The sequence below is a fragment of the Kushneria indalinina DSM 14324 genome (assembly GCF_003385845.1).
Taxonomy (GTDB): Bacteria; Pseudomonadota; Gammaproteobacteria; order Pseudomonadales; family Halomonadaceae; genus Kushneria; species Kushneria indalinina.
Genome location: NZ_QRDJ01000008.1, coordinates 314,178 through 337,876 on the forward strand (window position 1 = coordinate 314,178; position 23,699 = coordinate 337,876).

Here is a 23,699-nt window from a genome sequence, read left to right on the forward strand (position 1 = left end):
AAATGATTAATGCATTAATCAGACAGGAAGTACGGGGGCGCGGTGTTCATAATGTGACCATGAGTAATGTTTATGTGAAAAAAGGTAATTATTGCGCGATGAGCCATAGTCTGCCGCCCACCGAAGATTGCCCGTCCATTGAGGCACTCGATAAGCTGAACATCGCAGCACTGGTCTACCGGTGTGGCGAGCGCATTACGCTTGAAGGCGCCAATCACTCTGCCAGAACCCTGCTGAATCATTTTGCGCCTTTCGAGGAAGAGGAGCCCTGGCAATGGTGTCCCGATGAAGAAGGGCACCACCCTGCTCATTACTGGCACCTTGATGAGGAGGCCTCCGGACAGGGGCAGGCGCCCCGCGTACGCTGGCTTCGCTTCAATGACAGCGGGCGGCGCATGGCGCTGGGTCTGACCGGCTGTCGATTGAAGGACGACGGGAAGACACGTCGGGTCATGATGGTGCTGCAGGACTGTACTCAGCAGATCGTTCAGCATGAAGAGCTCCGGCGCAGCCAGGAGCGCATCTCAAGCATCATCAATGCCACGCCCATGGGCATCTGCGTGCTGACCGAGGATGGCCGCTTCGAGATGGTCAATCCGGCCTACTGTCGCTTTCATGGCTATGAGGAGCATGAGCTGATCGGTCGGCCCTTCTCTGTAGTGGTGCCCTACAGCAGTCATCAGTATCTGCGCCGTCAGCAGCCCGGCGCGCTGGACAGCCGACATGGGCACACCCGACAGTTTGGCGAGTGCGAGCTGGTGGCCCGCAGCGGCGAGCGCCATACGGTCATTGTCGAGAGCGTACGCATCGAGGGCGAAGATGGCCGGCCGCGTGATGTGGTCTTTCTGGTCGATATCAGCGAGCGCAAGACGCTCGAGACGGCGCTGGAAGAAAAGAATGTGCGTCTTGAGTATCTTGCCACGCATGATGAGCTGACCGGTATTCGCAATCGCCGGTTTGGCGTCAGCAGTCTCGAAGCCGCACTCGAGCAGGCCGAGCGTCAGGGGATGGATATCAGCGTGGCCCTGCTCGATATCGACCATTTCAAGCGCGTCAACGATGACTACGGACACACCGTCGGTGACCAGGTTCTTCAGCAGTTTGCCGAGGTGCTGTCGCGTCAGCTGCGTGCTGGCGATATCCTGGTGCGCTGGGGCGGGGAGGAGTTCATGCTGATTTTACCGGGGATCGACCCGGGCGGTGCGCTCCAGGCGCTCGAGCGTCTGCGCCAGAGCCTGTCGATGGAGTATCTCAGCCCGCGTGGGCTGCAGATCACCTTCTCGGCCGGGATCGTCAATGCGCGCGGCATGAACAGCAATGATCTGGTAGAAGGCATGGATCAGAAGCTTTATCAGGCCAAGGGGCGTGGGCGCGACCGAATTGTCACCTGAACGCCACGACAGTCTGGCGCGACTCGACTACGTTTGCCTGTAGTCATGTGTGGTCAGGACTCGACAAGAGTTGGGGTAGTCAAAGGCAAACGGGGGCGCGTCATGAAAAAAGCTTTTTCCAGAGGCATCATGCTGGCGGCAGCAGGTCTGGCGCTGGCGGGCTGCAGCCAGCAGCCGCAGGTGTCGTCGGCACCGCAGGTCATGTCCGTGGCCGAAAGCTGGCAGGGCGTGCTGCCCTGTGCCGACTGCGAGGGCATCGATACCGAGCTGACGCTGGTATCTTCCGGCATGACCGGCTTTGGCGCGACCTATACGCTCAAGCAGCGCTATCTGGGTCGTGATAACGAGCGCGATGTTCAGACGCGTACGGGCGACTGGGTCGTGACACGTGGCAATCAGGTCGATCCGCAGGCCGTGATCTATCGACTCGATCCCGAAAGTGACGAGCGCTGCATGAGCTTTCAGGTCATCGGCAACGACCGCCTGCGCCGGTTGAACTGCAACGGCCAGCCCATCGATACCACGCAAAATACCGAGTTGCGCCATGTGGCCGAGCCGGTACAGCCCGCCTCGGGGACGTCGGCGCAGTCCATGCCGTATCAGGGGTAGGCGGTTCGAAAGGGGCTGAACATCGCGCACAAAAAAACCGGCCACAAGGGCCGGTTTTTCATGTCTGGCGGAGAGGGAGGGATTCGAACCCTCGGTGGGCGTAAACCCACTCCGGTTTTCGAGACCGGCGCCTTCGACCACTCGACCACCTCTCCGAAGGCCGCATATGGTACGCACATCGTGGCAGTTTGTCCATCCCGCCGTGAGGAGAAGGGGAGGAAGGCCCCGGTTGGCACTGACTCAGGTCCTGCGGTAATCAGAGTTCATCGAAGTCGTCAAAGCCGCCGGCATCACCGCCGAAAAATGAGCTGTCATCCTGAAAGCCGCCGTCGTCATGAGGCCCATCGGCCGGAGCATCGTAACCGGCCGGCTCGAAGCTGCCCTGATCACCGCCGGTATCATCGCTGGCCATTTGATCGCCCTGATCATTCTGACCGTCAGTGCCGACCGGGTCGTTGATGGCATCACCCATCTGATCGCCGTCGTGACCGTTGAACATGCCCATCAGCATGTTGCCCAGCATGACCCCGCCGGCCACGCCGGCCGCCGTTTGCAGGGCCCCGCCCAAAAAGCCGCCGCCGCGCGTGGCACCGCCTTGCATGGCATTGCCGGGGGCGTTTGATGCCGGGCCGTTGGTCTGCCAGTTCTGTCCCGGGCCAGCAGCGGCCGTGCGGCCTGACGCGCCCGAGGGGCGGCCTTGCTCGGCGGGTTTTTCATCCTCCTGACCGGCACCGAAGATACCGGCCAGAAAGCCACCGCTGCTGCGCTTCTCGCTTTTCTGCTTCTCCAGCGCCTCGACGCGGGCGTTGAGACGCTTGATGGCGGCTTCCTGTACCAGGATGGTCTGCGCCATGTAGTAGGGCGCGCCGGGCTGCTCATTAACGTGGTCGTCAATGCGCTTTTGCGCCTGTTCGTCACGCTCGCCGGTCTGCGCCTCGGCTTCCTTGAGACGGGAAAACAGACCGTCGATCATTTCCTGTTCGCTGCGTGCCATGGGTTTTCTCCCTGTTCCGGCAATACATGAGTCTGACAATACATGGGGTCAATAATGGCTTTGACCACCGCCAGGCGCCATGGTGCCTGAATCAGGCCTGATTCAGCGTTTGCACCAGCGCCGGTAGATCCTTCATGTGAAGGAGTTCATGCGCCCGTTCAGGCGTCTGTTCTTCCTCGGGGAAGTGATTGATATGGGCCACCTGCATGCCGGCGTCCAGCGCGGCCGTCACGCCCACGGGCGCGTCATCGATGACCAGACACGCCTCGGGGGCCACGCCCATGGCGCGGGCTGCATGCAGGAAAAGCCCCGGATCAGGCTTGAAGTGACCCACTTCGTAGGCTGAAAAGAGGTGATCACCGAAAAAGCGCCCCAGTCCGGAGACTTCCATGGACTGGCGAATCTTGTTCAGCGGCCCGTTGGAGGCCACACAGCACAGATAGTCCGGTGCCAGGACTTCCATGGCCGCCTCGATACCGGCAATGATCTGCAGGTTATCCTTGAGACCGGCCATCAGACGTGCGCGCATGCGCGTTTCGGTTTCTTTTTTTACCGTTTCGTCCACGACGCCATGGCGCTGCTCGAGTGCCGCCACGATGTGGGCATAGACCACGCCGCGAAATTCATTCATGTAATCGCTGGCGGTAAAGGGCAGACCGGCTTCGGGCAGAGACTGTGCCAGAACGTCGGCCAGCAGGGGTTCACTGTCGACCAGCGTGCCGTCGCAGTCAAAAATCAGACATTTGATGCGTGCCATGGGGGCTCCTGAAGCTGTTCTCTCGGGAATATCATGAAATTTGGGGAATATCGGTATCGCTTGAGTCATACCAGCTTCGGGTGCATCGTCGCAAAACACAATGCCGGAAAGGGAGAACCATCTTGTCATCAACCATCGCACTTATGGGCGAGTGCATGATCGAAATGCATGGTCGGCCGGGCCAGTCCATTCATCAGACCTTCGGCGGCGACAGCTTTAATACGGCGGCCTATCTGGCCCGCCTGGCAGGCAAGGCGCTCAACGTTGAGTACGTGACGGCGCTGGGCAGTGACGGCTTCAGCCAGGCCATGCGCGAGCGCTTTACGCAGGAAGGGGTCGGTACCAATAACGTGCGAACCCTTGAGACGCGCCTGCCAGGGCTTTATTTCATCGAAACCGATGAGACCGGCGAACGGCGCTTTCACTACTGGCGAAGCGAGGCCGCAGCGCGCTTCATGTTTGATGGCGAGGAGGGTGAGCAGCTGCTAGAAGGGCTGGCCCACCACAAGACGCTTTATCTCAGCGGCATTAGTCTGGCCATCCTGACCGCAGAAGGGCGTGAGCGGCTGCTGGCACGACTGCCGGCGCTGCGCGAGCGCGGTGTGACGGTGGTGTTTGACAACAACTATCGCCCCCGGCTCTGGCCGAACGCCGAGAGTGCCCGTCAGGCCCATCAGGCGCTGCTGGCCCAGGTGGATCTGGCCATTGTCACCTTTGAAGATGATCAGGCGCTGTTTGGCCTTGAGACCCCCGAGGCCCTGTTTGCGTTTTATCGCGACCAGGGCGTGGGCGAGATCGTGATCAAGCGCGGCGCCGAAAGCTGTCTGATCGAGTGTGAGGGCGTGCGTCATGAAGTGGCCGGCGAGCGGGTCGAGAAGGTGGTAGACACTACGGCGGCGGGGGACTCCTTCAGCGCCGGCTATCTGGCCTGTCGCCTGACCGGTGGCGATGTCGAGCAGGCCGCGCGCTGGGGCCATCGGCTGGCGGCCACTGTCATCGGCCATCGCGGCGCCATCATCGATGTCGAGCACATGCCCGACATGCCCTGAGGCGGCTGTCGATACGGCATAAAAAACGGGAGCGCCCCATGGGGCGCTCCCGTTGTCATTTTCAGGACCCGAAATGTGCCCGGGTCAGGTGCCTTTGACTCAGGCGCCTTCCTGCATGTGGGCCTCGATGAACCACAGGTTGCTGTCGAGCGTGCGCGAGACACCGGTCAACAGGTCGGAAGAGTCGGCATCGCCGAGCTCGTCGGCCTCATTAATGGACTTGCGCACCGTGGCACCCACCCCGGCGTAGTGATCGGCCAGCGCCTTGAGATGATCCTCGATGCGGTGAATGTTGGCCGGATAGCTTTCCAGGCTGGTGTTCTTCGAAACCTGTTGCACCGTGCCCAGTGCCGTGCCACCCAGCTGGACCAGACGCTCGGCGACTTCATCGACGTGGGCATCGATGCCGCTTCTGAAACCGTCAAGCATCTCGTGGACGGCGATGAACTGCGGGCCCTTGAGGTTCCAGTGGGCCTGCTTGATCACCAGCGCCAGGTCGATCAGCTCGGCCAGTCGAGCATTCATGACCGCCACGATCTTTTCGCGCTCGCCTTCGGGGATATCGTTGCGCGTCGGATAAAGCGTCGTTGCGCTCTTCTGGTTGGCATCCTTGATGTTGCGCGTGCTGGCACTGCTCATGAGTCACATCCTTTTGTCGAGACCAGTGAAAACGGCCCGCTGTTGCCGGGCTGGGTGGCGTGTTGTCATGGCACGCCATCGCAATCTGCTTATAAGCAATTTTGGTATGTCCTGCCCCGATATCAAGGCTGAGTTCAGCTATCGAGGCGATTGAATTACCCAAAAAGGCTCGGCAGCCAGACACTAAATCCCACGATGATTATAAAAAACGCGCCCAGTATCGCGATTGTGGGCACATGAAGATCCAGAACGGGTCGGGGCATGACCTCGCTGTGTGTGCGGCGCTGTGTCACGGCGCTGACGATCAGGGCGACGACGAGCATGGCTACGGCCCCGGTCACGTTCCACCAGAACCAGAAAAGCTGCGGCACATAAAGCCACAAAAAGGCGTTGAGGCCGACGCCTGCGATCAGCCCGCAGTTGGCCCCGATACCGTTGATGCGCCGGATCAAAATGGCGGCCAGAAACGTAGCCAGCATCGGCCCGAAAAAGAGCGAGCCCACCTTGTTGATCGCCTCAATGATGGTCGAGGCGATGTTGCCGGTAAAAAAGGCCAGCGTGATGCAGACCACGCCCCAGAAGATGGAGGTAAGGCGGGAGAGGCGCATGTAGCGCTTGTCGTCGATGTCGCGCCCGCGCACGAAAAGATCCTCGACGCTGGCCGCCGACAGTGAATTGATTGCCGAGCTGACCGAGGACATGGCCGCTGAAAAGATCGCCACGATCAAAATGCCGGTCAGCCCGGCGGGCAGATAGTCGCGCATGAACAGCGGCACCATCAGATCCGGCTCATCGGCGGGCACCAGGGCGCGAAATTCCGGATGCGTGACGGCCAGCGTCCCCAGCACCAGCCCGAGCAGGCAGTAGCACAGCGTGACCGGGAAGCGCAGCAGTCCGTTGGCCAGCAGGGTATGACGCACGGTGCGCGCGTCGCGGGCGGACAACAGCCGCTGGGCCTGGCTTTGATCGGCGCCGTAGTAGGCGGCGTAGAGAAACAGCCCGCCAATCACCATGGGCCAGAAGCCGAAGCCGTTGTTGCCACTGCCGATGCCGAAGTCATCAAAGCGCACGGTTTCAAGACGTGCCGGATCCACGTTGGCCATGAACACGTCCCAGCCACCGATCAGCGACAGGGCAAACACCAGACAGACCACCAGCCCGATCACCAGCAGCACCATCTGAATCACATCGCCGTAGACCACGGCCTTCATGCCGCCCTGATAGGAATACACCAGCGTGACGACGCCGATCACCACGATGGTGGCCCATAGCGGCAGGCCGATGGCATGGGTGAGGATCAGTGCGATGGCGTAGACCATGACGCTGGTGGCAAAGGCGCGCGAGAGCTGAAAGACAAGGCTTAGCAGGATACGGGTGCTGCGCCCGAAGCGCTTTTCCAGATAGCCGTAGATGCTGACCACGCCGGCCGCGTAGAGGGTTGGGAAAAAGAGCACGATCAGGGCAATCATCGCCAGCGGTACGGCGAATTCATAGGTCAGCCAGATCAGGCCGCCCCCTTCCTTCATGCCGACAAAGGCGGGCGCCGAGATGAAACTGACGGCCGACAGCTGTGTGGCTGCCGCCGACAGCGACAGCGGAAACCAGCCAAAACCGCGGCTGCCCAGAAAGTAATCCTCACCGGAGTGCTGGTGCCTGAACACCTGCCCCAGCAGCAAAAAGCCGCCCAGATACGCCGCAATCACCGCATAATCCAGCCAGACCATGTCGCCCTCCCGTCACGGTCAGCACGGGTGCGCTGCCGTTGATCCGTATTGTTGTTTGCCGTGCTGCCGCTATCTACATTAGGTCAGATGCATGGGGCTGGCGACCCGGACATGGGCCGTAATCCATGGGAAAACAGGGACGTCAGGAGGAGGAAGACTCGATACCACGGGTGAAGAGATAGCCGTCAAACCCCGGGTCATCGGTATCGGAGTGGGTAAACAGCGTATGCATGACGTGGTCAATATGGGCCCACATCGCGTCATGAGCGCCGCCGCGGTCGCGTTTTTTAAGACAGGCAAGAATACGGTCATGATCATCCAGCCAGCTGCGACGATAGGAGAAATCCATGATGCGTCCGTGCAGCCGTCGCCACATGGGGCTGCGGTCACGCTGCTCCCATAGGCGGTTGACGGCGTCTTCCAGCAGGGTGTTCTGACTGGCCCGCGCGATCAGCAGATGAAAGGCCCGGTCAGCCTGATCAGGCGCATTGGTCAGCTCCTGCCCGCCGATGGAGGTCTCCAGCGCCTGACGCTCCTCGGCCAGCAGCGTCGACAGGGCGCGAATGTCGCCCGGCGTCACCAGTTCGGCCGCGGCGGCGGCCACGGCGCTTTCTACCACCTGACGCGCCTTCAACAGCTCAAAGGGACCGATATCCTCGACCGGTGAGGGGGGCGACTGTGCTGGGGAAAGGGCCGGCTCGCGGTTGTCGGCGGGCGCGCAGACATAGGTCCCCGACCCCTTGCGTACCGCCACGCGCCCGGCCAGTTCGAGCATGATAAAAGCCTCGCGCACCACCGTGCGACTCACGTCAAAGCGCTCGGCGTATTCGCGCTCCGTGGGTAGACGGTCGCCGGGGCGATAGCCGTCACGGTCGATCTGCTGACCGATCTGCTCGCCAATGATCTGATACTGTCGGCGCATCCCGACCTCCCTGATGGCTCAAGCCCCTGAACGCCGCGATCCATTCGATGATCGTCGGCCTGATGTGGCATGCCAGTTTCACCACGATGTGCTGATACAGCCTACCTGACAACACTTTAAAGCGCGCTGTGAAGCTTTGCGACGCTGATGTATACCAATGTCTATTTGGTATGCCAATCATAATACAGGTAGCCTGGCGTCATTGATGTACACAGGTAGAGAACCCTTATGAAGATTGTGGATGCACGCGTCATCGTGACCTGTCCGGGTCGAAATCTGGTCACACTAAAGATTGAAACCGATGAAGGGATCTACGGCATCGGTGATGCCACGCTCAACGGTCGTGAGCTGGCGGTAGTGGCCTATCTCGAAGAGCATGTGGCGCCGGCGCTGATCGGACGCGACCCGTCAAGCATCGAGGACATCTGGCAGTTCTTCTACCGCGGAGCCTATTGGCGCCGCGGGCCGGTCACCATGTCGGCGATCGGTGCCGTGGACATGGCGCTGTGGGACATCATGGGCAAGGCCGCCGGCATGCCGCTCTACAAGCTGCTGGGTGGCAAGAGCCGCGAGCGGGTCATGGTCTACGGCCACGCGACCGGCCATGACATCGAAGGCTGTCTGGAAGAGGTCCAGCGCCACGTTGATCTGGGCTATCGCGCCGTGCGCGTGCAGTGCGGCATTCCGGGCATTGCCTCGACCTATGGCGTTGCCAAAAAGGCCGGCGAGCGCTATGAGCCGGCCGATTCGAGCCTGCCCAGCGAAAACGTCTGGAGTACCTCGAAGTATCTCAACCACGTGCCCAAGCTGTTCCAGGCCGTTCGCGAGCGCTTCGGTGACGACCTGCACATCCTGCATGACGTCCACCACCGCCTGACGCCCATCGAGGCGGCGCGACTGGGCAAGGAGGTCGAGCCCTATCATCTGTTCTGGCTCGAGGACTGCGTGCCGGCCGAAAATCAGAGCGCCTTTGGCCTGATTCGTCAGCACACCACCACGCCGCTGGCGGTAGGGGAGGTCTTCAACTCCATCCATGACTGCCGCGAGCTGATCGAGTCGCAGTCGATCGACTACATCCGCGCCACGCTGACCCACGCCGGCGGTATCACGCACGTGCGTCGCATCGCGGCACTGGCCGAGCTGTATCACGTGCGTACCGGCTTTCATGGCCCGACCGACCTGTCGCCGGTCTGCATGGGCGCGGCGCTGCATTTCGATACCTGGGTGCCCAACTTCGGCATTCAGGAGCACATGCCGCACAGCGAGGAGATCGAGGAAGTCTTCCCGCACGCCTACCGCTTCGAGGATGGCCACTTTACGCCGGGCGAAGCCCCCGGCCACGGCGTGGATATCGACGAGGCACTGGCGGCGAAGTACCCCTACAAGCGCGCCAGCCTGCCGGTCAACCGGCTCGAGGATGGCACGCTCTGGCACTGGTAGGCCGATGGCGTCCTGCCTGGAAACGAGCAGGGTGATAGATACGGGCTGCCGAGCAGCCGATGATCCCACCGCTGGATTTTGATCAGGGCCCGGGCCCTGCAGGAGCAAGGTATGTCGATGCATCAATTGTCTCGTCTGCGTCTGTCGCAGCTCATCAGTGCCGGCGTGCTGGCCGCCGGTGTCATGGCCATGGCCATGCCGGTACAGGCCGCCGACTACACGCTGAAGTTCGGCCATCTGGCCAACGAGCAGAACATCTGGAACAAGGCCGCCATGCACTTCAAGGAGCAGGTCGAGGAGAACTCCGACGGCCGTATCGAAGTGCAGGTCTATCCCAACGAGCAGCTGGGCAACGAGATGGACATGATCAACTCCATCCAGCTGGGCACCGCCGATATCACCATTACCGGTGAAAGCCTGCAGAACTGGGCGCCCAAGGCCGCCATGATGGCTGTCCCCTACGCCTTTCATGACAGTGACCAGCTGGAAAGGGCGGTCGACGGCGACATCGGCAGCGAGATCGAGGCCCAGATCACCGAGCGCACCGGACTGGTCCCGCTGACCTGGTTCGAGCGCGGCGCCCGTCAGCTGACCGCCAATCGCGAGATCAAGACACCGGATGACCTGAAGGGCCTGCGTCTGCGCGTGCCCAACGTGCCGCTGTTTGTGGACACCTGGCAGGCGCTGGGGGCACGGCCTACGCCCATGGCCTTCAGTGAAGTGTTCACCTCGCTGCAGCAGGGCACCATCGATGGTCAGGAAAACCCGCTGTCGCTGATCGAGAGCGCGAGTCTGTCCGAGGTGCAGGACGTCGTGAACATGACCAACCACGTCAGAAGCTGGATCTATGTCGTGATCGGCAAGCGTCAGCTTGAAGGCATGCCCGATGATCTGCAGCAGGTGGTGCGCGAGGCCGCCGGCGACATGCAGAGCTATGAGCGTGAGCTCTTTGCCGAAGACCAGACACGCCTTGAGCAGGCGCTCAAGGACAAGGGCATGACCTTTGTCGAGGTCGACACCCAGGCCTTTGCCGACAAGGCCATGCCGGCCATCAAAAAGGCGCTTGATCCCGAGCAGACCGAGCTTCTCGAGCGCATCGAACAGCTCTGATCGCTGCCGGCTCGTCGTCGAGCCATGGTCAAATCGCTGATCCTCACGCCTTCCGGACATCGTGTTCGGAGGGCGTGCCAGCAGGGAGAGACAACGTGAGTGACACTGAAAAGCGGGCCAGCGAGGCGCTGGAGGCGCTCGATGTTCTGGGGCGGGTGCCACGTCTGGGCGGGGTATTCGGCACTCTGGTCAACGTCATGGATCGAATACTCGCAACGGTCGCCGGGCTGATACTGGTGGCCATTGCCGGCGTGGTGATCGTACAGATCCTGGGGCGTCTGATACTGCCATCGGCACCGGTCTGGACCGAAGAACTGTCGCGCTATCTCTTTATCATGATGATTGCCGTGAGTGCCGGGCTGGTCATGCGCCGTGGCAAGCACATCAGTCTGGAGCTCTTTCATCATCGTTTCGGCGTCAGGGGCGCCTGTCTCTATCAGTTGTTGATGAGCGTTGTGCTGGTCGGCTTTGCCTGGCTGATCGTGCCCTATGCATGGCAGTACGCCAGCATCGGCGCCTTCCAGACCTCGCCGGCGCTCAAGGTATCGATGCAGTGGGTCTTTGGCGCCACCGTGGTGCTGTTTGCCATGGTCATTTTGTATGGCGTGATCGGTGCCATAGAAGCCGTGGCCGGGCTTTTGGGCCTGTCCCGCGACAACAAGGCAACGCCCGGCACCGGGCAGAGGTAGCACCATGGAAGTATTGATGCTGTTTGCCGTATTTTTTGCGCTGCTGTTTGCCGGCATTCCGATCGCCTTTGCGCTCGGGATCTCCTCGGCGGCCTATCTGTTCTTTGCCGGTATTCCGCTGACTATCGTGCCCCAGCGCATGTTTGCCGGCATGGACTCGTTTGTTCTGCTGTGTATTCCGGGCTTCATTCTGGCCGGCAATCTGATGAACGTGGGCAACATCACCGAACACATCGTGCGCTTTTCCAACGCCGTGGTCGGTCACATCCGCGGCGGCCTGGGGCTGGCCAACGTGGGCGGTTCGATGATCTTTGGCGGCATTTCCGGCACCGCCGTGGCCGATGCCGCAAGCGTCGGCTCGGTCATGATCCCCGGCATGTCGAAAGCCGGCTATGACAAGCCCTTTGCCGCAGCCGTGACGGCGGCTTCCTCGACAATCGGCCCGATCATTCCGCCCAGCGTGCCGATGATTATTGTGGGGTCGCTGTCGGGTATCTCGGTCGGTCGCATGTTCATGGCGGGCGTGGTGCCGGGCATTCTGCTGGCGCTGGGCATGATGATTACGGTGTATGTGCTGGCGGTCAAACGGGGCTATCCGAAGGAGAAGCGCGCCACGCTCAAGGAGATTCTGATTGAGGGCAAGAGCGCGTTCTGGGCGCTGTTGATGACCTTCATCATTCTCTACGGGATCATCGGCGGCTTCTTTACGCCGACGGAGGCCTCGATCGTGGCCTGTATCTACGCGATGGTGGTGGGCATGTTCGTCTACAAGGGGTTGAACTGGCGCAATCTGCCAAAGCTGTTCGTGGATGCTGCGCTGACCTCCGCCGCGCTGATGATGCTGGTGGGGCTGGCCAATCTGTTTGGCTGGATCCTGACCAGTGAGCGCATTCCGCAGATGATTGCCGATGGCATCCTGGGCATCAGCGAGAACCCGCTGATGGTGATTTTGATTCTTAACCTGATTTTGCTGTTTGTCGGCACCTTCATGGAGACCATCGCAGCGCTGATCATCCTGTTTCTGGCGCTGCTGGGCGTGGCGACCGGCGTCGGCGTGGATCCTGTGCACTTTGGCATCATGGCGGTACTGAATCTGATGATCGGTCTGACCACGCCGCCGGTGGGCATCTGCCTGTTCGTGGTGGCAGGGATCGGCGAGATCCGCATGAGTGAAGTGGCCCGCGCCATTATCCCGTTTCTGCTGTGCAACCTGGCGGTCCTGTTGCTGGTGATGTACATCCCGGCCATTTCGCTGTGGCTGCCCAATCTGGTCATGGGACCGGCGGGATAACGTGGTGCCCGGACCCGCGCGGACGCCACAGACAAGGAGAGATTGATGAGTTCATCCGACAGCCACGACGCTCCCGAAGTGGTGCGCATTCCCTCCGGGCACGCGCCCGAGCGCATCGGGATTGTGCATCTGGGACTCGGCGCCTTCCATCGGGCCCATCAGGCGCAGGTGGTGGAGCAGTGTATCGCCCGCGGCGAGCGTGAGTGGGGCATCTGCAGCGTCAACATCCGCGGCAATCGCGTGCTGGTGGAGACCCTGCGTGACCAGGGGTTTCGCTACCATCTGGCCGAGTATACCGACCGCGCCCATGTCGCTCTGCGCGAGATTCGTGCCATCAGCGAGACGCTGTTTACCGGCATCGATCAACAGGGGCAGCAGGGGGAAGACCTCCCCGCGCTGCTGGATCGCTTGAGCAACAGTGATACCCGCATCGTCACGCTCACGGTGACCGAGAAGGGCTATTACCTGAGCCCCAGTGAGGGGGCACTGCTGAGCGAGGAGCCAGCCATTGCCGCCGATATCGCCCACCCCGAGGCCCCGCGTACGGCGCCGGGCATTCTGGTCGAGGCGCTGGCGCGTCGCCGACAGGCCGGCATCCCGCCGTTTACGGTGCTCTGCTGTGACAACATGCCGGACAACGGCGAGCGCACCCGTCGGGCCGTGGTGGCCCTGGCCGAAAGGCGGGATACCGAACTTGCCGAGTGGATCGACACGCAGGTGGCCTTTCCTTCCAGCATGGTGGATCGCATCGTGCCGGCCATGGACGACGAGGCCTTCGAGCGCCTTCAGGTGCTGGGCTGTGACGACCCCGCGGCCGTGGTCAGCGAGGCCTTCCTGCAGTGGGTGATCGAGGATCACTTTCCCCAGGGCCGGCCCGACTGGGGGCAGGCCGGTGTCGAAATGGTCGAGGATGTGGCGCCGTTCGAGACCATGAAGCTTCGCATGCTCAACGGTGCGCACTCGCTTTTGGCCTATACCGGCCCCCTGATGGGGCTGGAAACGGTCGCGCAGGCGGTCGCCGATCCGCTGCTGCAAAAGCTTTTGCGTCGCTACATGCTCGAGGAAGCCGCACCAACGCTATCGATGCCGGCAAGCGTGTCGCTGGAAGGCTACGCCGACGCGCTGATGACGCGCTTTGGCAACGACAGTCTGCGCCACCGTCTGCATCAGATCGCCATGGACGGCTCGCAGAAGCTGCCCCAGCGCTGGCTGCGCGGCGGTGAGCAACGCCTGGCCGACAGTCAGGACGAGCAGGCGCTGGCCGCCACCGTATTCGGCGTGGCGGCGTGGATTCGCTATACCCGCGGCGTGGACGAGCAGGGCCATGCCTACCCGGTCAGCGATCCGATGGCGGATCAACTGGCGCAGTGCCATGGCCATGAGCGCAGCGCGGATCGGGCGGCTGCCGCCATGGCAATCGAGGCGATCTTTGCCCCCACGCTGGTCAGCGCGCCGCGCTTTAATGATCAGGTGCGGCAGGCGCTGGAGTCCATCGAGCGCCTCGGCATGCGCGCGGCGCTCGAGCAGCATCTGGCCGGCCTTTGAGTCGTTTTCAAAGGACTGCGTATAACTTCAGGATTTACAGCAGAGGGAGATAAAGGGCATGGAACATACCTGGCGCTGGTTCGGCCCTGAAGACCCGGTAACGCTTTCAGAAATTCGTCAGGCCGGTGCGACGGGCATCGTCACCGCCCTGCACGGTCACGCCCCGGATACCCCCTGGTCGGTCGAGGCCATCCGGGCGCGACAGCAGCTGATTGAAAACGCCGGGCTGTCATGGTCGGTGGTAGAAAGTGTACCGGTACCGGAGGCGATCAAGCAGGCGCTGGATGCCGAGGCTCGCGACCGCGCCATCGAGGTATTCTGCGCAACGCTGGAAAACCTGGCGGCCTGCGGCATCGATACGGTGTGCTACAACTTTATGCCGATTCTGGACTGGACGCGCACCGAGCTTGAATGGCCGCTGGAAGCGGGCGGGCTGGCCCTGCGTTTTGACCAGACAAGTTTTGCCGCCTTTGAACTGTTCATTCTCGAGCGCCCCGGCGCCCGGGCACTGTACAGCGAGGCTGAAATCGAGGCGGCGCGACAGCGTTTCGAGGGCATGGAGGACACCGCGCGCGAGCGGCTGGTCACCACTCTGATCGCCGGGCTGCCGGGCGCCGATCAGCACTACACCCTGGCGCAGTTTCTTGAGCACCTGGGGGCGTATGAGGCCATCGACGAGGATCAGCTACGCGCCAACTATCGTCATTTCCTGCAGGCCGTGGTGCCGGTGGCCGAGCGCCTCGGGCTGCGTCTGGCGGTACACCCGGATGACCCGCCGCGCCCGCTGCTGGGCCTGCCGCGCATTGTCTCGACCGCCGAGGACGCGCGCTGGGTGCTCGATCAGGTCAAAAGTCCGGCCAACGGCCTGACGTTTTGTACCGGCTCCTATGGCGTGCGCGAGGACAATGATCTGGTGGCAATGGCCCGCGAGTTCGCCCCGCACATTCATTTCGTGCATCTGCGCGCCACGCGGCGCGACGTCGATGACCCCTTGAGTTTCATCGAGGCGGGCCATCTGGACGGCGATGTCGACATGGTCGGCGTGATCGGCGAGCTGGTCAGAGAGGAGCGACGCCGCAGGGAAAGTGGTGGTGCCCGCCTGCCGATGCGACCCGATCACGGTCATAAGCTCTGCGACGACAAAACGCGCCAGACCAACCCGGGCTATCCGCTGATCGGCCGTTTAAAGGGGCTGGCCGAGCTTCGTGGCGTGGAGTGCGCCGTGCAGGCACTCGTTTAGCCGGCCGCATGACGGCCGGGGCGTTCGGGGTCAGGAGGAGAGCATGCGTACCGTGCGTCGCCACAGGGCGCGCGGCGCTCTGGCGGCCCGGCGTAAATGGCGGGTGCGGTGACGGCGCAACGCCTTTGCCGGCAGGCGATAGCTCATGCCTTCCTCGATGGTGTATCGGCAGGGGTTGCAGAGCCCACAGGGGGCGCTGTCGATGGGGCTGTAGCAGAACCAGGATTTCTCCAGTGCGTCGATGAAGCCATGACGCTCGGCCTCAATCTTCATCTGCGTCTTGGAGACCTCCAGCAGGGGAAAGTCGAAAAAGCGGAAAATGGCCTCGTCGGTCTCGATCCGATCATCGAATGTCCAGCTGCCCTCCTCGGTGGCCACCACCTTGCCCTTTAAAAAGTAATAGGCCTTGTCGTCCACATGGACGCTCAGCTCCAGGTGCTTGATCCCTTCACTTTTGGCATAGCGGGCCAGCCAGTCGTACTGGCTGCCCAGATGCGCCTGCTGCGTCAGCCGGTGGTAGGCCGCGCTCAGCTCGGGATCCTCCGGAATTTCCGTGACCGGCGTAATCCGCAGCGGCTCGATTCGGGCGGCGGCCTCGGGATCGATCCCGGCCAGCGTCGCGCGCACCTCGGAAATGGCCTGAAGCTCGCGCAGGCTGGAGCCCCGGCCCAGATCGACGATGTAGTGCGGCACCACCGTTGTTTGCTCGACCATTGCGGCCCAGAGGACCCGATAGGTCGAGTCCCAGCCGCCTGTCCACAGCACCTCTATCCGGGATCGCATAAGGACTCCATAAATTGATGTTGATGAAAGCGTCCTGAAGCTAACGTATATCAAGGTAAGCTCATTAGGCCGTTTCGCGCGCTCTGGGAGGTCGCGCCCAGAAAGATCAAGGGCATGCCGGTCAATACGCGTTACCGGCCCCGGCCTGCCACAGGACGATCACGGGGGCTCATCCTTTCCGGCGATTCGTTCAGACACAACGCAGTCGGCAGGTGTACCCTGTTGATCATGGATAACTGATGCAGTGCGCCTGCCGGGAGGTCTAATGAAACCTGCACCCCGCATACTGATCCTTCTCCTCCTCTCGCTGGTGGCGCTGCCTGCCTGGGCAGCCACGCCGCTGGCTGCCCAGGACGGTGTTCTGATCCTGCTGCTGGGCCTTTTGCTGATCGGTATCGAGGCCATTACACCGACCTTTGGTGTGGTGGGGCTGCTGGGGCTACTGGTCTTTGTGGCCGGCGCTTCAATGATGGTCAATGCGGGGCTGTTGCCCGGTGGAGATAGCGCTTTGGGTATGGGACTGGTCATTGCAGCCGCACTGCTGCTCGGCGGCTTTTTGCTGTGGGTCGTGATGCGCTTTCTGCGCTTTCGGCGCATTACACCGATGGGCGGGCGCGAGGAGGTGATCGGCGCCGTGGCCGAAGCCACCCGTCACTTTACCGAGCATCACCAGGGCGACTATCACGGCTACGTCCGCGTTCAGGGCGAGCGGTGGCAGGCGCGCAGCACCACCCCCGTGGCAGAAGGGGAGCAGCGCCGGGTCAGCGATGTGCACGGCCTGGTGCTGCTGCTGGAGCACGACGCAATATCCTCCGCGGATCAAATCACATCCACGCCCGAGTAATCCTACCAGGCCCTTTCAGGGAGACGTCGCATGCTGACCTATCTGATTCCCGTTGTTGTCCTTGTTTTCATTCTTGCCGCTTCGGTGAAGGTGCTGCCCGAGTACAAGCGCGGGGTGGTGTTCTTTCTGGGGCGCTTTCAGGGGGTGAAGGGGCCGGGGCTCTTTTTCATCGTGCCCGTGATCCAGAAGATGGAGACCGTGGACCTGCGTACCGTCACGCTGGATGTGCCGGGACAGGACGTGATCTCCCGCGACAACGTCACCGTGCGGGTCAACGCGGTGGTCTATTTCAAGGTGGTCGACCCCGAGCGTGCCATCATTCAGATCGAAAACTACGGCATGGCCACCAGCCAGATTGCCCAGACCACGCTGCGCTCGGTGCTGGGCAAGCATGATCTTGATGAGATGCTTTCCGAGCGCGACCGTCTCAATGACGACATTCAGACCATTCTTGATCAGCAGACCGAGGCCTGGGGCATCAAGGTGTCCAACGTCGAGATCAAGCAGGTCGATATCAGTGAGGACATGGTGCGCGCGATTGCCCGTCAGGCCGAGGCCGAACGTGAACGTCGCGCCAAGATCATCGCTGCTGAAGGGGAAATGCAGGCCTCCGAGAAGCTGGTGGAAGCCGCTGATATCATGTCGCGAAATCCGGCCGCCCTGCAGCTTCGCTATCTGCAGACCATGAGCGACATGAGCAACAAGAATGCCTCGACCATCGTGTTCCCGCTGCCGCTGGAAATTACCAAAATCTTTGAGCAGATGCGTGGCGCCAGTAAAGACTGAATCACGATGCTGATGCGACAGTCATGGCGCAAACATCGTTAATTTAATCTATGCTAAAAATGCTATATCAAGAATCATCGAGGGAGAGAGTTACGTGCAAAAAACGACCGTATTGAGTGCTGCCGTGCTGGCAGGCATGCTGAGTGCCGCACCGGTCATGGCCGATCAGCAAAGGCCGGAAACCGACGATATCAACGATGTGCCGGCCGGCAATTACATGATTGATCCGCTGCACTCCAAGATCACCTGGGGCGTGGATCACTATGGCTTTACACGCTATGAAGGCCAGTTCGTGGATCTGTCCGGCTCCTTGAGACTTGGTGAAGACGCCGCCGACAGCAACCTGAACATCGAGATTCCGCTGGACAAGGTACTGACCGGTAGCGGTCTGACCGAGCACCTGCAGGGTGAGGATTTCTTCAACAGCGAAGAATACGGCACGGCCACCTTTACCTCGACCAGCATCGAAATCGATGGTGACGATGAAGCCACGATCACTGGCGATCTGGCGCTCAACGGTCAAACCCATCCGGTCGAGATCGATGCCGAGTTCAATCGTGGTGCGGTCTACCCCTTCGATGAGAAATATCACATCGGTTTCAGCGGTGAAACCACGATCAAACGCAGTGACTACGCGATCGATTACCTGATGCCCACCGACGACGAGCAGGGCATCAGCGATGAGGTCACGCTGCGCATCGAGGCCGAATTCGTGCCCGAGCAGGATCAGTAACCGCTGTATCAACGGGGCGTAACGCGTGCTGTGCCCCGGCTTCAAGGGTCGTGATCCTGACCGATCACGGCTCTTTTTTCGGCCAGGTGTCAGCAGGGAGTCAGGCCATTTCGGGATGCACAATGCATGTCCTGCTGTTAGACTGCGCCGCAATTGATGACCTCAACAATGAGTTGAAGCAATGATCTCGATGCCTGTCACGACCCTCTGGCGCCTTACGCCACCCTGAGCCTTTCAGGGATTACCGCTCACCCGAGCGGCGCACTCGCACGAGTGCTTTTGTCGTGACGTCTCCGGCGTCAAATCTCCGTATTTTTTGAAATCAATGTCGTCATCTCGCCGGGTGCTGCCACTCGGCTCCATGTTCCTGTCATGACATCGACAGGACAATGACGTTTTAAACATCGCGGGGCGTTGTCGAGACCCGCCGTTCATGCCGCTTATGGCCTGTGTAACAGGCACCGCGACATGACAGGCCATCTACCTTCGGAGCTCGAATGCATGATCTCGGGGCTTCGATCGCAATAGCGTGCGCCTTGCGCAGGCGCCATGAATTTTCAACCGCAAAAGGGAAAGATGAGCATGACAGGCTCAATAAAACAGAACTGGTTTTCCAACGTGCGTCCTGACGTTCTATCAGGGCTGGTGGTCGCACTGGCACTGATCCCCGAGGCGATCGCCTTTTCGATCATTGCAGGTGTCGACCCCCAGGTCGGGCTTTATGCCTCGTTTTCGATGGCGGTGGTGATCTCGATTACCGGCGGCCGCCCGGCGATGATCTCGGCCGCGACCGGCGCCATGGCACTTTTGATGGTCACGCTGGTACGTGATCACGGCCTTGAGTATCTGCTGGCCGCGACCATTCTGACCGGCCTTTTACAGATTCTCTGGGGCTATTTAAAGCTGGCCAACCTGATGCGGTTCGTCTCTCGCTCGGTGGTGGTAGGCTTTGTCAACGCGCTCGCCATTTTGATCTTCATGGCCCAGCTGCCGGAGATTACCGGCGCCAACGCCACGCTGACGGTCTACGCCATCATGCTGGGCGGGCTTGCCATCATCTATCTCTTTCCTTACGTGCCAAAGGTGGGCAAGGTCATTCCCTCGCCGATGGTCTGTATCGTGCTGATGACGACCGTGGCCATGCTCATGGGGCTTGATGTGCGTACCGTAGGCGATATGGGCAGCCTGCCCGACAGCCTGCCGGTGTTTCTGATTCCTGATATTCCGCTCAACCTCGACACGCTCATGATCATCTTCCCTTATGCCCTGACGCTTTCCATGGTGGGGCTTCTGGAGTCGATGATGACTGCCACGATCGTGGACGATCTGACCGACACGCCCAGCGACAAGAACCGCGAGTGCCGCGGGCAGGGGATTGCCAACGTGGCGACCGGCTTTCTGGGCGGCATGGCCGGTTGTGCCATGATTGGCCAGACCGTCATCAATGTGAAATCCGGCGGTCGGACCAGGCTGTCCACCATGACCGCCGGCGTCGGGCTTTTGATCATGGTGGTCTTTCTGGGGCCGCTGGTGGCGCAAATCCCGATGGCCGCGCTGGTCGCCGTCATGATCATGGTCTCGATCGGCACCTTTGACTGGGGCTCGATTCGCGACCTGCCCAAAAAGCCGCTGACGACCAACATCGTCATGCTCGCTACCGTCGCCGTGACCGTGGCAACCCATAACCTGGCCATGGGGGTGCTGGTGGGCGTGCTGCTGGCGGCGCTGTTCTTTGCCAACAAGATCAGCCGTATCCTGCAGATCGACAGCACGCTTGCCGAGCAGGGCGGGGTGCAGCAGCGTGACTATCACGTGCGCGGTCAGGTCTTTTTTGCCTCGACCACCCGCTTTGCCGATGCCTTTGACGTCAAGGAAGGCGTGGACCGGGTACATATCAACGTCACCCATGCCCATTTCTGGGATGTCACGGCCGTCGAGGTGCTCGACCGGATCGTCATGAAATTCCGCCGCGAAGGCATCGATGTCGAAGTCGTGGGGCTCAACGAGGCCAGCCAGACCATGGTTGATCGCTTCGGCGTGCATGACAAGACCGATGGCATTATCGAGCCGGGTGGTCACTGAGCGGTATGTTTACGAGCCCGGGCGGCGGCACTGACGCCCGGGATGAGCCACAATCGAACAACGACACGCGTTTCGGGAGACTCTCATGAGCAGAACCATCATTGCCTGCTTCGATGATCAGGCACGTGCCGACAGCGCCATCGGTGACTATGCGGCCTGGGCGGCGCGCCAGCTCGGCGCGCCCCTGTGTCTTCTCCATGTGCTGGAACAGAAGACCCTCACTCACGAGGACTATTCCGGCCAGATCGGACTGGGGACCCGGGAACGCATGCTGGAGGAGCGGACCGAAGAGGAGGGGCGGGTCGCCAGACAGGCCCGCGAAGAAGGGCGCCGGATGCTCGAGGCACTCAAGGCGCGGCTGACGGATGACACCCTGACCCCGCAGCTGCAGCAGCGTCACGGCGCCCTGGCCCCCACCCTGCGCGAGCAGTGCACCAATGAGGATCTGCTGGTACTGGGACGCTGTGGTCACCAGCACAACCATGGTGAGGGCAGCACCTCACTGGGGGCGCATCTGGAGGATCTGGCGCAGCACCTGGATGTGCCCATGCTGATTGCGCCGGAACGCTTTCAGGTACCGGCACGCGCCATGGTCGCCCTGGATGGCAGTGAGCGCGGGCTCGAGCAGCTCTCGCGCCTGGTGCAGTGGGGCTGGCTCGAAGGTCTGGAAACCCATGTGGTGCATGTCAGCGAGCCGGCCGATACAGGCCCGGCCGAGCGCGGCGCTGAACTGCTCAACGCCGCAGGGCTCAATGCCCGGGCGGTGACCCTTGAAGGGGATGCCGGGCGCAAGCTGCCGGCCTATGCCCGCGAGCAGGAGGTCGATCTTGTGGCCATGGGCGCCTACGGGCACAGCTCGCTGCGTCGTTTTCTGATGGGCAGCAAGACCCACACGCTGCTGGAAGCCATGCCGGGGGCCGTGCTCCTGATGCGACACATCTGAAGCACGCTGGCCCGGCGACGCGGGTTATCCGGCTGAGTCAGCGGGATAGGGAAGAATGCAAAAAGGGAGCCCTGCCTGGGCTCCCTTTTTCAGGCCGAAAAGCGTTGACACGTGCTTAAGGGCTTACTGGCCGAGCGTGACCATGTCGCCCTTGAAGGCCACTTCCGTGACCACGTTGCCGGCACGGCACTCATAGCGCTGACTGTCCGGATTGGCGCGCTGTTCGTAGTAGCTGGTGATATTGACGATGGCATCGGCCCCCACCTGGCGGGCGCGATCCTGCAGGGCCAGCAGCGACTGAAGGGCGGCCAGACGGCAGGACTCCGCATCGGTACGCAGCGCCGCCCGCACCTTGTTGGAGCTGTAGAAGCCGCCACGGCGGGTCTGGATGGCCGGATGCTGCTGATCGGCAAAGTAGAGCCGGATCGAGGGATCGAGCTTTTCCTGCGCTTCAGGCTGGGTCATGACCTCGGCCAGCGGCTGCATCAGAAAGGTGTTGCGTGCCTGTGCAGGGCCTGCCGTGGCCAGCATGATCAGGGCGCCCGTCATGGCCGCGGCCATGGAGACTTTAAAGGGCAGGTGGAAGGTCATCGAACATCCTCCGAGAGGTATCAAAAAGGCAGGGTGCACAATGTAGCCTGTCACACACGTTTGCGAAAGACCGCGCCACCGGCGCACCTTTGATGATCAGTCTGAAAGTGGTTTGCGAAAGGCCTGAAAACAGTGCTGGTTGCGCGGCAGGGCGACCACCCGATGCGCGTCCAGACCCGGGACACTGACAGGCTCGAGTCGATTGATGGCTGGAATATCCCTGGGGCCGACCCGGTTATAAGGTGGTTGGTCGTTCCAGCCCAGCAGCAAAAGGCCGCCCGGTCGCAGGCAGTCCACGCAGGCGCCAAAGGCGCGCTCGACATCGGCCTGCTCATTGAGTCCCCAGCCCAGCACGCCGTTGCACAGCACGGCGTCGAGCGCTTCATGAGCAATGTGCTCACTCAGCGACGTCAGGTTGCCCACGATATGGCTGTCGCCGCCAAAGGAGCGCTTGGCCGCGTCCAGGTCGATGGTCGTGACTTCGGCCTCGCCCAGCAGCGCCGGGTAGTGATGGGTATACCAGCCACAGCCCACCATCAGGACACGCTGGATGCTCTCATCGCGTGCAATGGCCGGCAGGATGCTGTTTTCAAGCATGATGCGGTCACGATAGGGATAGCGCAGTCGTACACCGTGGTGATCCAGCGTACGCAGGGTCGTGGCCGTCCAGTCATACAGCGCTGCCTTGAATGTCATGCGGCGTCTCTCTGATTATTGTCGTGATATCATACGAAACACGCGAAGGCCGTGCCCTGCCTGACGCCGGTCTGAAAAAGCACAATCAGAACAATTTTTTCAGAAAAGCCCGCCGTTGACGGCAATCACCTGACGGGTCACGTAGCTGCTGTCGCCGGAGCACAAAAAGCTGATGACGCCGGCGACCTCCTCGGCTTCCCCCATGCGCTGCATCGGCACGATCTGCTTGATGTCGATATCGACACTGTCGGTCATGTCGGTATTGACCCAGCCGGGTGCGATACAGTTCACCGTGATCTTTCGTTTTGCCAGCTCCAGCGCCAGTGACTTGCTGGCCGCGATCAGCCCGCCCTTGGCCGCGCCGTAGTTGACCTGGCCGCGATTGCCGATCACGCCGGCCGCCGAGGAGAGCACCACGATGCGCCCGGACGTTCGGCGCTGGATCATGGGCATGACCAGCGGCCTGAGCACATTATAGAACCCGCCCAGGTCGACATTGAGCACGCTGTCCCACTGTGTGTCCGTCATGCCCGGGAAGGGCGCATCCTGATGAAAGCCGGCATTGAGCACCACGCCGTAGTAGGCGCCGTGCTCGGCGATATCGGCTTCCAGGCAGGCGCGGGCCTCGTCGCGCGCGCCCACGTCAAACTGCAGAAGGCGCGCCTGGCGCCCCATGGCGATAATCTCATCGGCAACCGTGCGCGCCTGCGCCTCGCTGTGGCGATAATGGACGACGATATCGAAGCCGTCGCGGGCCAGACGCAGGGCGGTGGCCCGGCCAATGCCGCGACTGGCGCCAGTAATCAGGATGGTCTGTGACATGTCACGTTCCGATAAAGGG

General features: G+C 61.5%; 23 protein-coding genes and 1 tRNA gene. 14 read left to right on the forward strand and 10 right to left on the reverse strand.

Annotated features, from left to right (window positions below; all coding sequences use genetic code 11):
- The first annotated feature begins 98 nt into the window (after window positions 1–98).
- Entirely contained in the window at window positions 99–1,391 is a 1,293-nt protein-coding gene (locus C8D72_RS12455) for a sensor domain-containing diguanylate cyclase (RefSeq protein WP_170140593.1), read from the forward strand.
- Window positions 1,392–1,493: 102 nt separating this feature from the next.
- Window positions 1,494–2,000 carry a copper resistance protein NlpE gene (locus C8D72_RS12460; protein WP_170140594.1) on the forward strand — a complete coding sequence of 169 codons (507 nt, stop codon included), beginning with the start codon at window positions 1,494–1,496 and terminating at the stop codon, window positions 1,998–2,000.
- 65 nt (window positions 2,001–2,065) lie between these two features.
- Here C8D72_RS12460 and C8D72_RS12465 read toward each other — a convergent pair.
- From C8D72_RS12465 to C8D72_RS12475, 3 genes are all read right to left on the reverse strand, one after another.
- Window positions 2,066–2,155 (reverse strand) — tRNA-Ser (locus C8D72_RS12465).
- 101 nt (window positions 2,156–2,256) lie between these two features.
- Entirely contained in the window at window positions 2,257–2,994 is a 738-nt protein-coding gene (locus tag C8D72_RS12470; RefSeq protein WP_115854753.1) for a DUF2076 domain-containing protein, read from the reverse strand.
- Between the two features lie 91 nt (window positions 2,995–3,085).
- Window positions 3,086–3,751 (reverse strand): HAD family hydrolase, encoded by a 666-nt coding sequence (locus C8D72_RS12475; RefSeq protein ID WP_115854754.1) that lies wholly within the window; start codon window positions 3,749–3,751, stop codon window positions 3,086–3,088.
- A 122-nt stretch (window positions 3,752–3,873) separates the two neighbouring features.
- Between C8D72_RS12475 and kdgK the strand changes: the two genes are divergently transcribed.
- Window positions 3,874–4,800: a 2-dehydro-3-deoxygluconokinase gene (gene kdgK / locus C8D72_RS12480; protein ID WP_170140595.1), complete on the forward strand. Its 927-nt coding sequence runs from the start codon at window positions 3,874–3,876 to the stop codon at window positions 4,798–4,800.
- 99 nt (window positions 4,801–4,899) lie between these two features.
- Here kdgK and dps read toward each other — a convergent pair whose 3' ends face one another.
- The 3 genes from dps to C8D72_RS12495 all read right to left on the reverse strand — a co-directional run bounded on the left by dps (window position 4,900) and on the right by C8D72_RS12495 (window position 8,085).
- Window positions 4,900–5,439 carry a DNA starvation/stationary phase protection protein Dps gene (dps, locus tag C8D72_RS12485; RefSeq protein WP_115854756.1) on the reverse strand — a complete coding sequence of 180 codons (540 nt, stop codon included), beginning with the start codon at window positions 5,437–5,439 and terminating at the stop codon, window positions 4,900–4,902.
- A gap of 155 nt (window positions 5,440–5,594) precedes the next feature.
- Window positions 5,595–7,163: a sodium:solute symporter family transporter gene (locus C8D72_RS12490; protein ID WP_115854757.1), complete on the reverse strand. Its 1,569-nt coding sequence runs from the start codon at window positions 7,161–7,163 to the stop codon at window positions 5,595–5,597.
- Window positions 7,164–7,305: 142 nt separating this feature from the next.
- Window positions 7,306–8,085, reverse strand: a complete 780-nt coding sequence (locus C8D72_RS12495; protein WP_115854758.1) for an FCD domain-containing protein — start codon at window positions 8,083–8,085, stop codon at window positions 7,306–7,308.
- A gap of 228 nt (window positions 8,086–8,313) precedes the next feature.
- On the opposite strand from C8D72_RS12495, the gene manD reads away from it, so the two are divergent.
- The 6 genes from manD to uxuA all read left to right on the forward strand — a co-directional run bounded on the left by manD (window position 8,314) and on the right by uxuA (window position 15,400).
- The gene (manD, locus tag C8D72_RS12500; protein ID WP_115854759.1) at window positions 8,314–9,525 is read left to right on the forward strand and encodes a D-mannonate dehydratase ManD; all 1,212 of its coding nucleotides are present in this window, start codon (window positions 8,314–8,316) and stop codon (window positions 9,523–9,525) included.
- A gap of 111 nt (window positions 9,526–9,636) precedes the next feature.
- Window positions 9,637–10,635, forward strand: coding sequence for a TRAP transporter substrate-binding protein (locus C8D72_RS12505; protein WP_245955249.1), 999 nt, complete (start codon window positions 9,637–9,639; stop codon window positions 10,633–10,635).
- A gap of 95 nt (window positions 10,636–10,730) precedes the next feature.
- Window positions 10,731–11,324: a TRAP transporter small permease gene (locus tag C8D72_RS12510; RefSeq protein WP_245955250.1), complete on the forward strand. Its 594-nt coding sequence runs from the start codon at window positions 10,731–10,733 to the stop codon at window positions 11,322–11,324.
- A gap of 4 nt (window positions 11,325–11,328) precedes the next feature.
- Complete coding sequence (locus C8D72_RS12515) at window positions 11,329–12,615, forward strand: TRAP transporter large permease (RefSeq protein ID WP_115854760.1); 1,287 nt, start codon at window positions 11,329–11,331, stop codon at window positions 12,613–12,615.
- A gap of 45 nt (window positions 12,616–12,660) precedes the next feature.
- Window positions 12,661–14,160 (forward strand): mannitol dehydrogenase family protein, encoded by a 1,500-nt coding sequence (locus tag C8D72_RS12520; RefSeq protein ID WP_115854761.1) that lies wholly within the window; start codon window positions 12,661–12,663, stop codon window positions 14,158–14,160.
- 58 nt (window positions 14,161–14,218) lie between these two features.
- On the forward strand, window positions 14,219–15,400 hold the full coding sequence (uxuA, locus tag C8D72_RS12525) for a mannonate dehydratase (protein WP_115854762.1): 1,182 nt from the start codon (window positions 14,219–14,221) through the stop codon (window positions 15,398–15,400).
- 30 nt (window positions 15,401–15,430) lie between these two features.
- On the opposite strand, the gene C8D72_RS12530 is transcribed toward uxuA, so the two are convergent.
- Window positions 15,431–16,183: an adenine nucleotide alpha hydrolase family protein gene (locus C8D72_RS12530; protein WP_115854763.1), complete on the reverse strand. Its 753-nt coding sequence runs from the start codon at window positions 16,181–16,183 to the stop codon at window positions 15,431–15,433.
- Between the two features lie 265 nt (window positions 16,184–16,448).
- Between C8D72_RS12530 and C8D72_RS12535 the strand changes: the two genes are divergently transcribed.
- The 5 genes from C8D72_RS12535 (at window position 16,449) to C8D72_RS12555 (ending at window position 21,571) form a co-directional block, all read left to right on the forward strand.
- Window positions 16,449–17,027: an NfeD family protein gene (locus C8D72_RS12535; RefSeq protein WP_115854764.1), complete on the forward strand. Its 579-nt coding sequence runs from the start codon at window positions 16,449–16,451 to the stop codon at window positions 17,025–17,027.
- Window positions 17,028–17,057: 30 nt separating this feature from the next.
- Window positions 17,058–17,813, forward strand: coding sequence for a slipin family protein (locus tag C8D72_RS12540; protein ID WP_115854765.1), 756 nt, complete (start codon window positions 17,058–17,060; stop codon window positions 17,811–17,813).
- A gap of 94 nt (window positions 17,814–17,907) precedes the next feature.
- Complete coding sequence (locus C8D72_RS12545; RefSeq protein WP_147301533.1) at window positions 17,908–18,546, forward strand: YceI family protein; 639 nt, start codon at window positions 17,908–17,910, stop codon at window positions 18,544–18,546.
- 582 nt (window positions 18,547–19,128) lie between these two features.
- The gene (locus C8D72_RS12550; protein WP_115855123.1) at window positions 19,129–20,628 is read left to right on the forward strand and encodes a SulP family inorganic anion transporter; all 1,500 of its coding nucleotides are present in this window, start codon (window positions 19,129–19,131) and stop codon (window positions 20,626–20,628) included.
- Window positions 20,629–20,713: 85 nt separating this feature from the next.
- Window positions 20,714–21,571 carry a universal stress protein gene (locus C8D72_RS12555; protein WP_115854767.1) on the forward strand — a complete coding sequence of 286 codons (858 nt, stop codon included), beginning with the start codon at window positions 20,714–20,716 and terminating at the stop codon, window positions 21,569–21,571.
- 123 nt (window positions 21,572–21,694) lie between these two features.
- On the opposite strand, the gene C8D72_RS12560 is transcribed toward C8D72_RS12555, so the two are convergent.
- The 3 genes from C8D72_RS12560 to fabG all read right to left on the reverse strand — a co-directional run bounded on the left by C8D72_RS12560 (window position 21,695) and on the right by fabG (window position 23,680).
- A complete protein-coding gene (locus C8D72_RS12560) occupies window positions 21,695–22,162 on the reverse strand; it encodes an excinuclease ATPase subunit (protein ID WP_115854768.1) in 468 nt (155 codons plus the stop codon).
- A gap of 96 nt (window positions 22,163–22,258) precedes the next feature.
- Complete coding sequence (locus C8D72_RS12565; RefSeq protein WP_115854769.1) at window positions 22,259–22,858, reverse strand: class I SAM-dependent methyltransferase; 600 nt, start codon at window positions 22,856–22,858, stop codon at window positions 22,259–22,261.
- Between the two features lie 99 nt (window positions 22,859–22,957).
- On the reverse strand, window positions 22,958–23,680 hold the full coding sequence (gene fabG / locus C8D72_RS12570) for a 3-oxoacyl-ACP reductase FabG (protein ID WP_115854770.1): 723 nt from the start codon (window positions 23,678–23,680) through the stop codon (window positions 22,958–22,960).
- Window positions 23,681–23,699 lie beyond the last annotated feature (19 nt).

What these genes read in the sequence shown, in the direction of transcription:
- C8D72_RS12515 (WP_115854760.1), top strand. Translation starts at nt 11,329, where the DNA reads ATGGAAGTATTGATGCTGTTTGCCGTATTTTTTGCGCTGCTGTTTGCC.
- C8D72_RS12555 (WP_115854767.1), top strand. Translation starts at nt 20,714, where the DNA reads ATGAGCAGAACCATCATTGCCTGCTTCGATGATCAGGCACGTGCCGAC.
- dps (WP_115854756.1), bottom strand. Translation starts at nt 5,439, where the DNA reads ATGAGCAGTGCCAGCACGCGCAACATCAAGGATGCCAACCAGAAGAGC.
- C8D72_RS12535 (WP_115854764.1), top strand. Translation starts at nt 16,449, where the DNA reads ATGAAACCTGCACCCCGCATACTGATCCTTCTCCTCCTCTCGCTGGTG.
- fabG (WP_115854770.1), bottom strand. Translation starts at nt 23,680, where the DNA reads ATGTCACAGACCATCCTGATTACTGGCGCCAGTCGCGGCATTGGCCGG.
- C8D72_RS12490 (WP_115854757.1), bottom strand. Translation starts at nt 7,163, where the DNA reads ATGGTCTGGCTGGATTATGCGGTGATTGCGGCGTATCTGGGCGGCTTT.
- C8D72_RS12565 (WP_115854769.1), bottom strand. Translation starts at nt 22,858, where the DNA reads ATGACATTCAAGGCAGCGCTGTATGACTGGACGGCCACGACCCTGCGT.
- C8D72_RS12520 (WP_115854761.1), top strand. Translation starts at nt 12,661, where the DNA reads ATGAGTTCATCCGACAGCCACGACGCTCCCGAAGTGGTGCGCATTCCC.
- manD (WP_115854759.1), top strand. Translation starts at nt 8,314, where the DNA reads ATGAAGATTGTGGATGCACGCGTCATCGTGACCTGTCCGGGTCGAAAT.
- C8D72_RS12505 (WP_245955249.1), top strand. Translation starts at nt 9,637, where the DNA reads ATGTCGATGCATCAATTGTCTCGTCTGCGTCTGTCGCAGCTCATCAGT.
- C8D72_RS12495 (WP_115854758.1), bottom strand. Translation starts at nt 8,085, where the DNA reads ATGCGCCGACAGTATCAGATCATTGGCGAGCAGATCGGTCAGCAGATC.
- uxuA (WP_115854762.1), top strand. Translation starts at nt 14,219, where the DNA reads ATGGAACATACCTGGCGCTGGTTCGGCCCTGAAGACCCGGTAACGCTT.
- C8D72_RS12560 (WP_115854768.1), bottom strand. Translation starts at nt 22,162, where the DNA reads ATGACCTTCCACCTGCCCTTTAAAGTCTCCATGGCCGCGGCCATGACG.
- C8D72_RS12470 (WP_115854753.1), bottom strand. Translation starts at nt 2,994, where the DNA reads ATGGCACGCAGCGAACAGGAAATGATCGACGGTCTGTTTTCCCGTCTC.
- C8D72_RS12455 (WP_170140593.1), top strand. Translation starts at nt 99, where the DNA reads ATGAGCCATAGTCTGCCGCCCACCGAAGATTGCCCGTCCATTGAGGCA.
- C8D72_RS12530 (WP_115854763.1), bottom strand. Translation starts at nt 16,183, where the DNA reads ATGCGATCCCGGATAGAGGTGCTGTGGACAGGCGGCTGGGACTCGACC.
- C8D72_RS12550 (WP_115855123.1), top strand. Translation starts at nt 19,129, where the DNA reads ATGACAGGCTCAATAAAACAGAACTGGTTTTCCAACGTGCGTCCTGAC.
- C8D72_RS12460 (WP_170140594.1), top strand. Translation starts at nt 1,494, where the DNA reads ATGAAAAAAGCTTTTTCCAGAGGCATCATGCTGGCGGCAGCAGGTCTG.
- C8D72_RS12540 (WP_115854765.1), top strand. Translation starts at nt 17,058, where the DNA reads ATGCTGACCTATCTGATTCCCGTTGTTGTCCTTGTTTTCATTCTTGCC.
- C8D72_RS12475 (WP_115854754.1), bottom strand. Translation starts at nt 3,751, where the DNA reads ATGGCACGCATCAAATGTCTGATTTTTGACTGCGACGGCACGCTGGTC.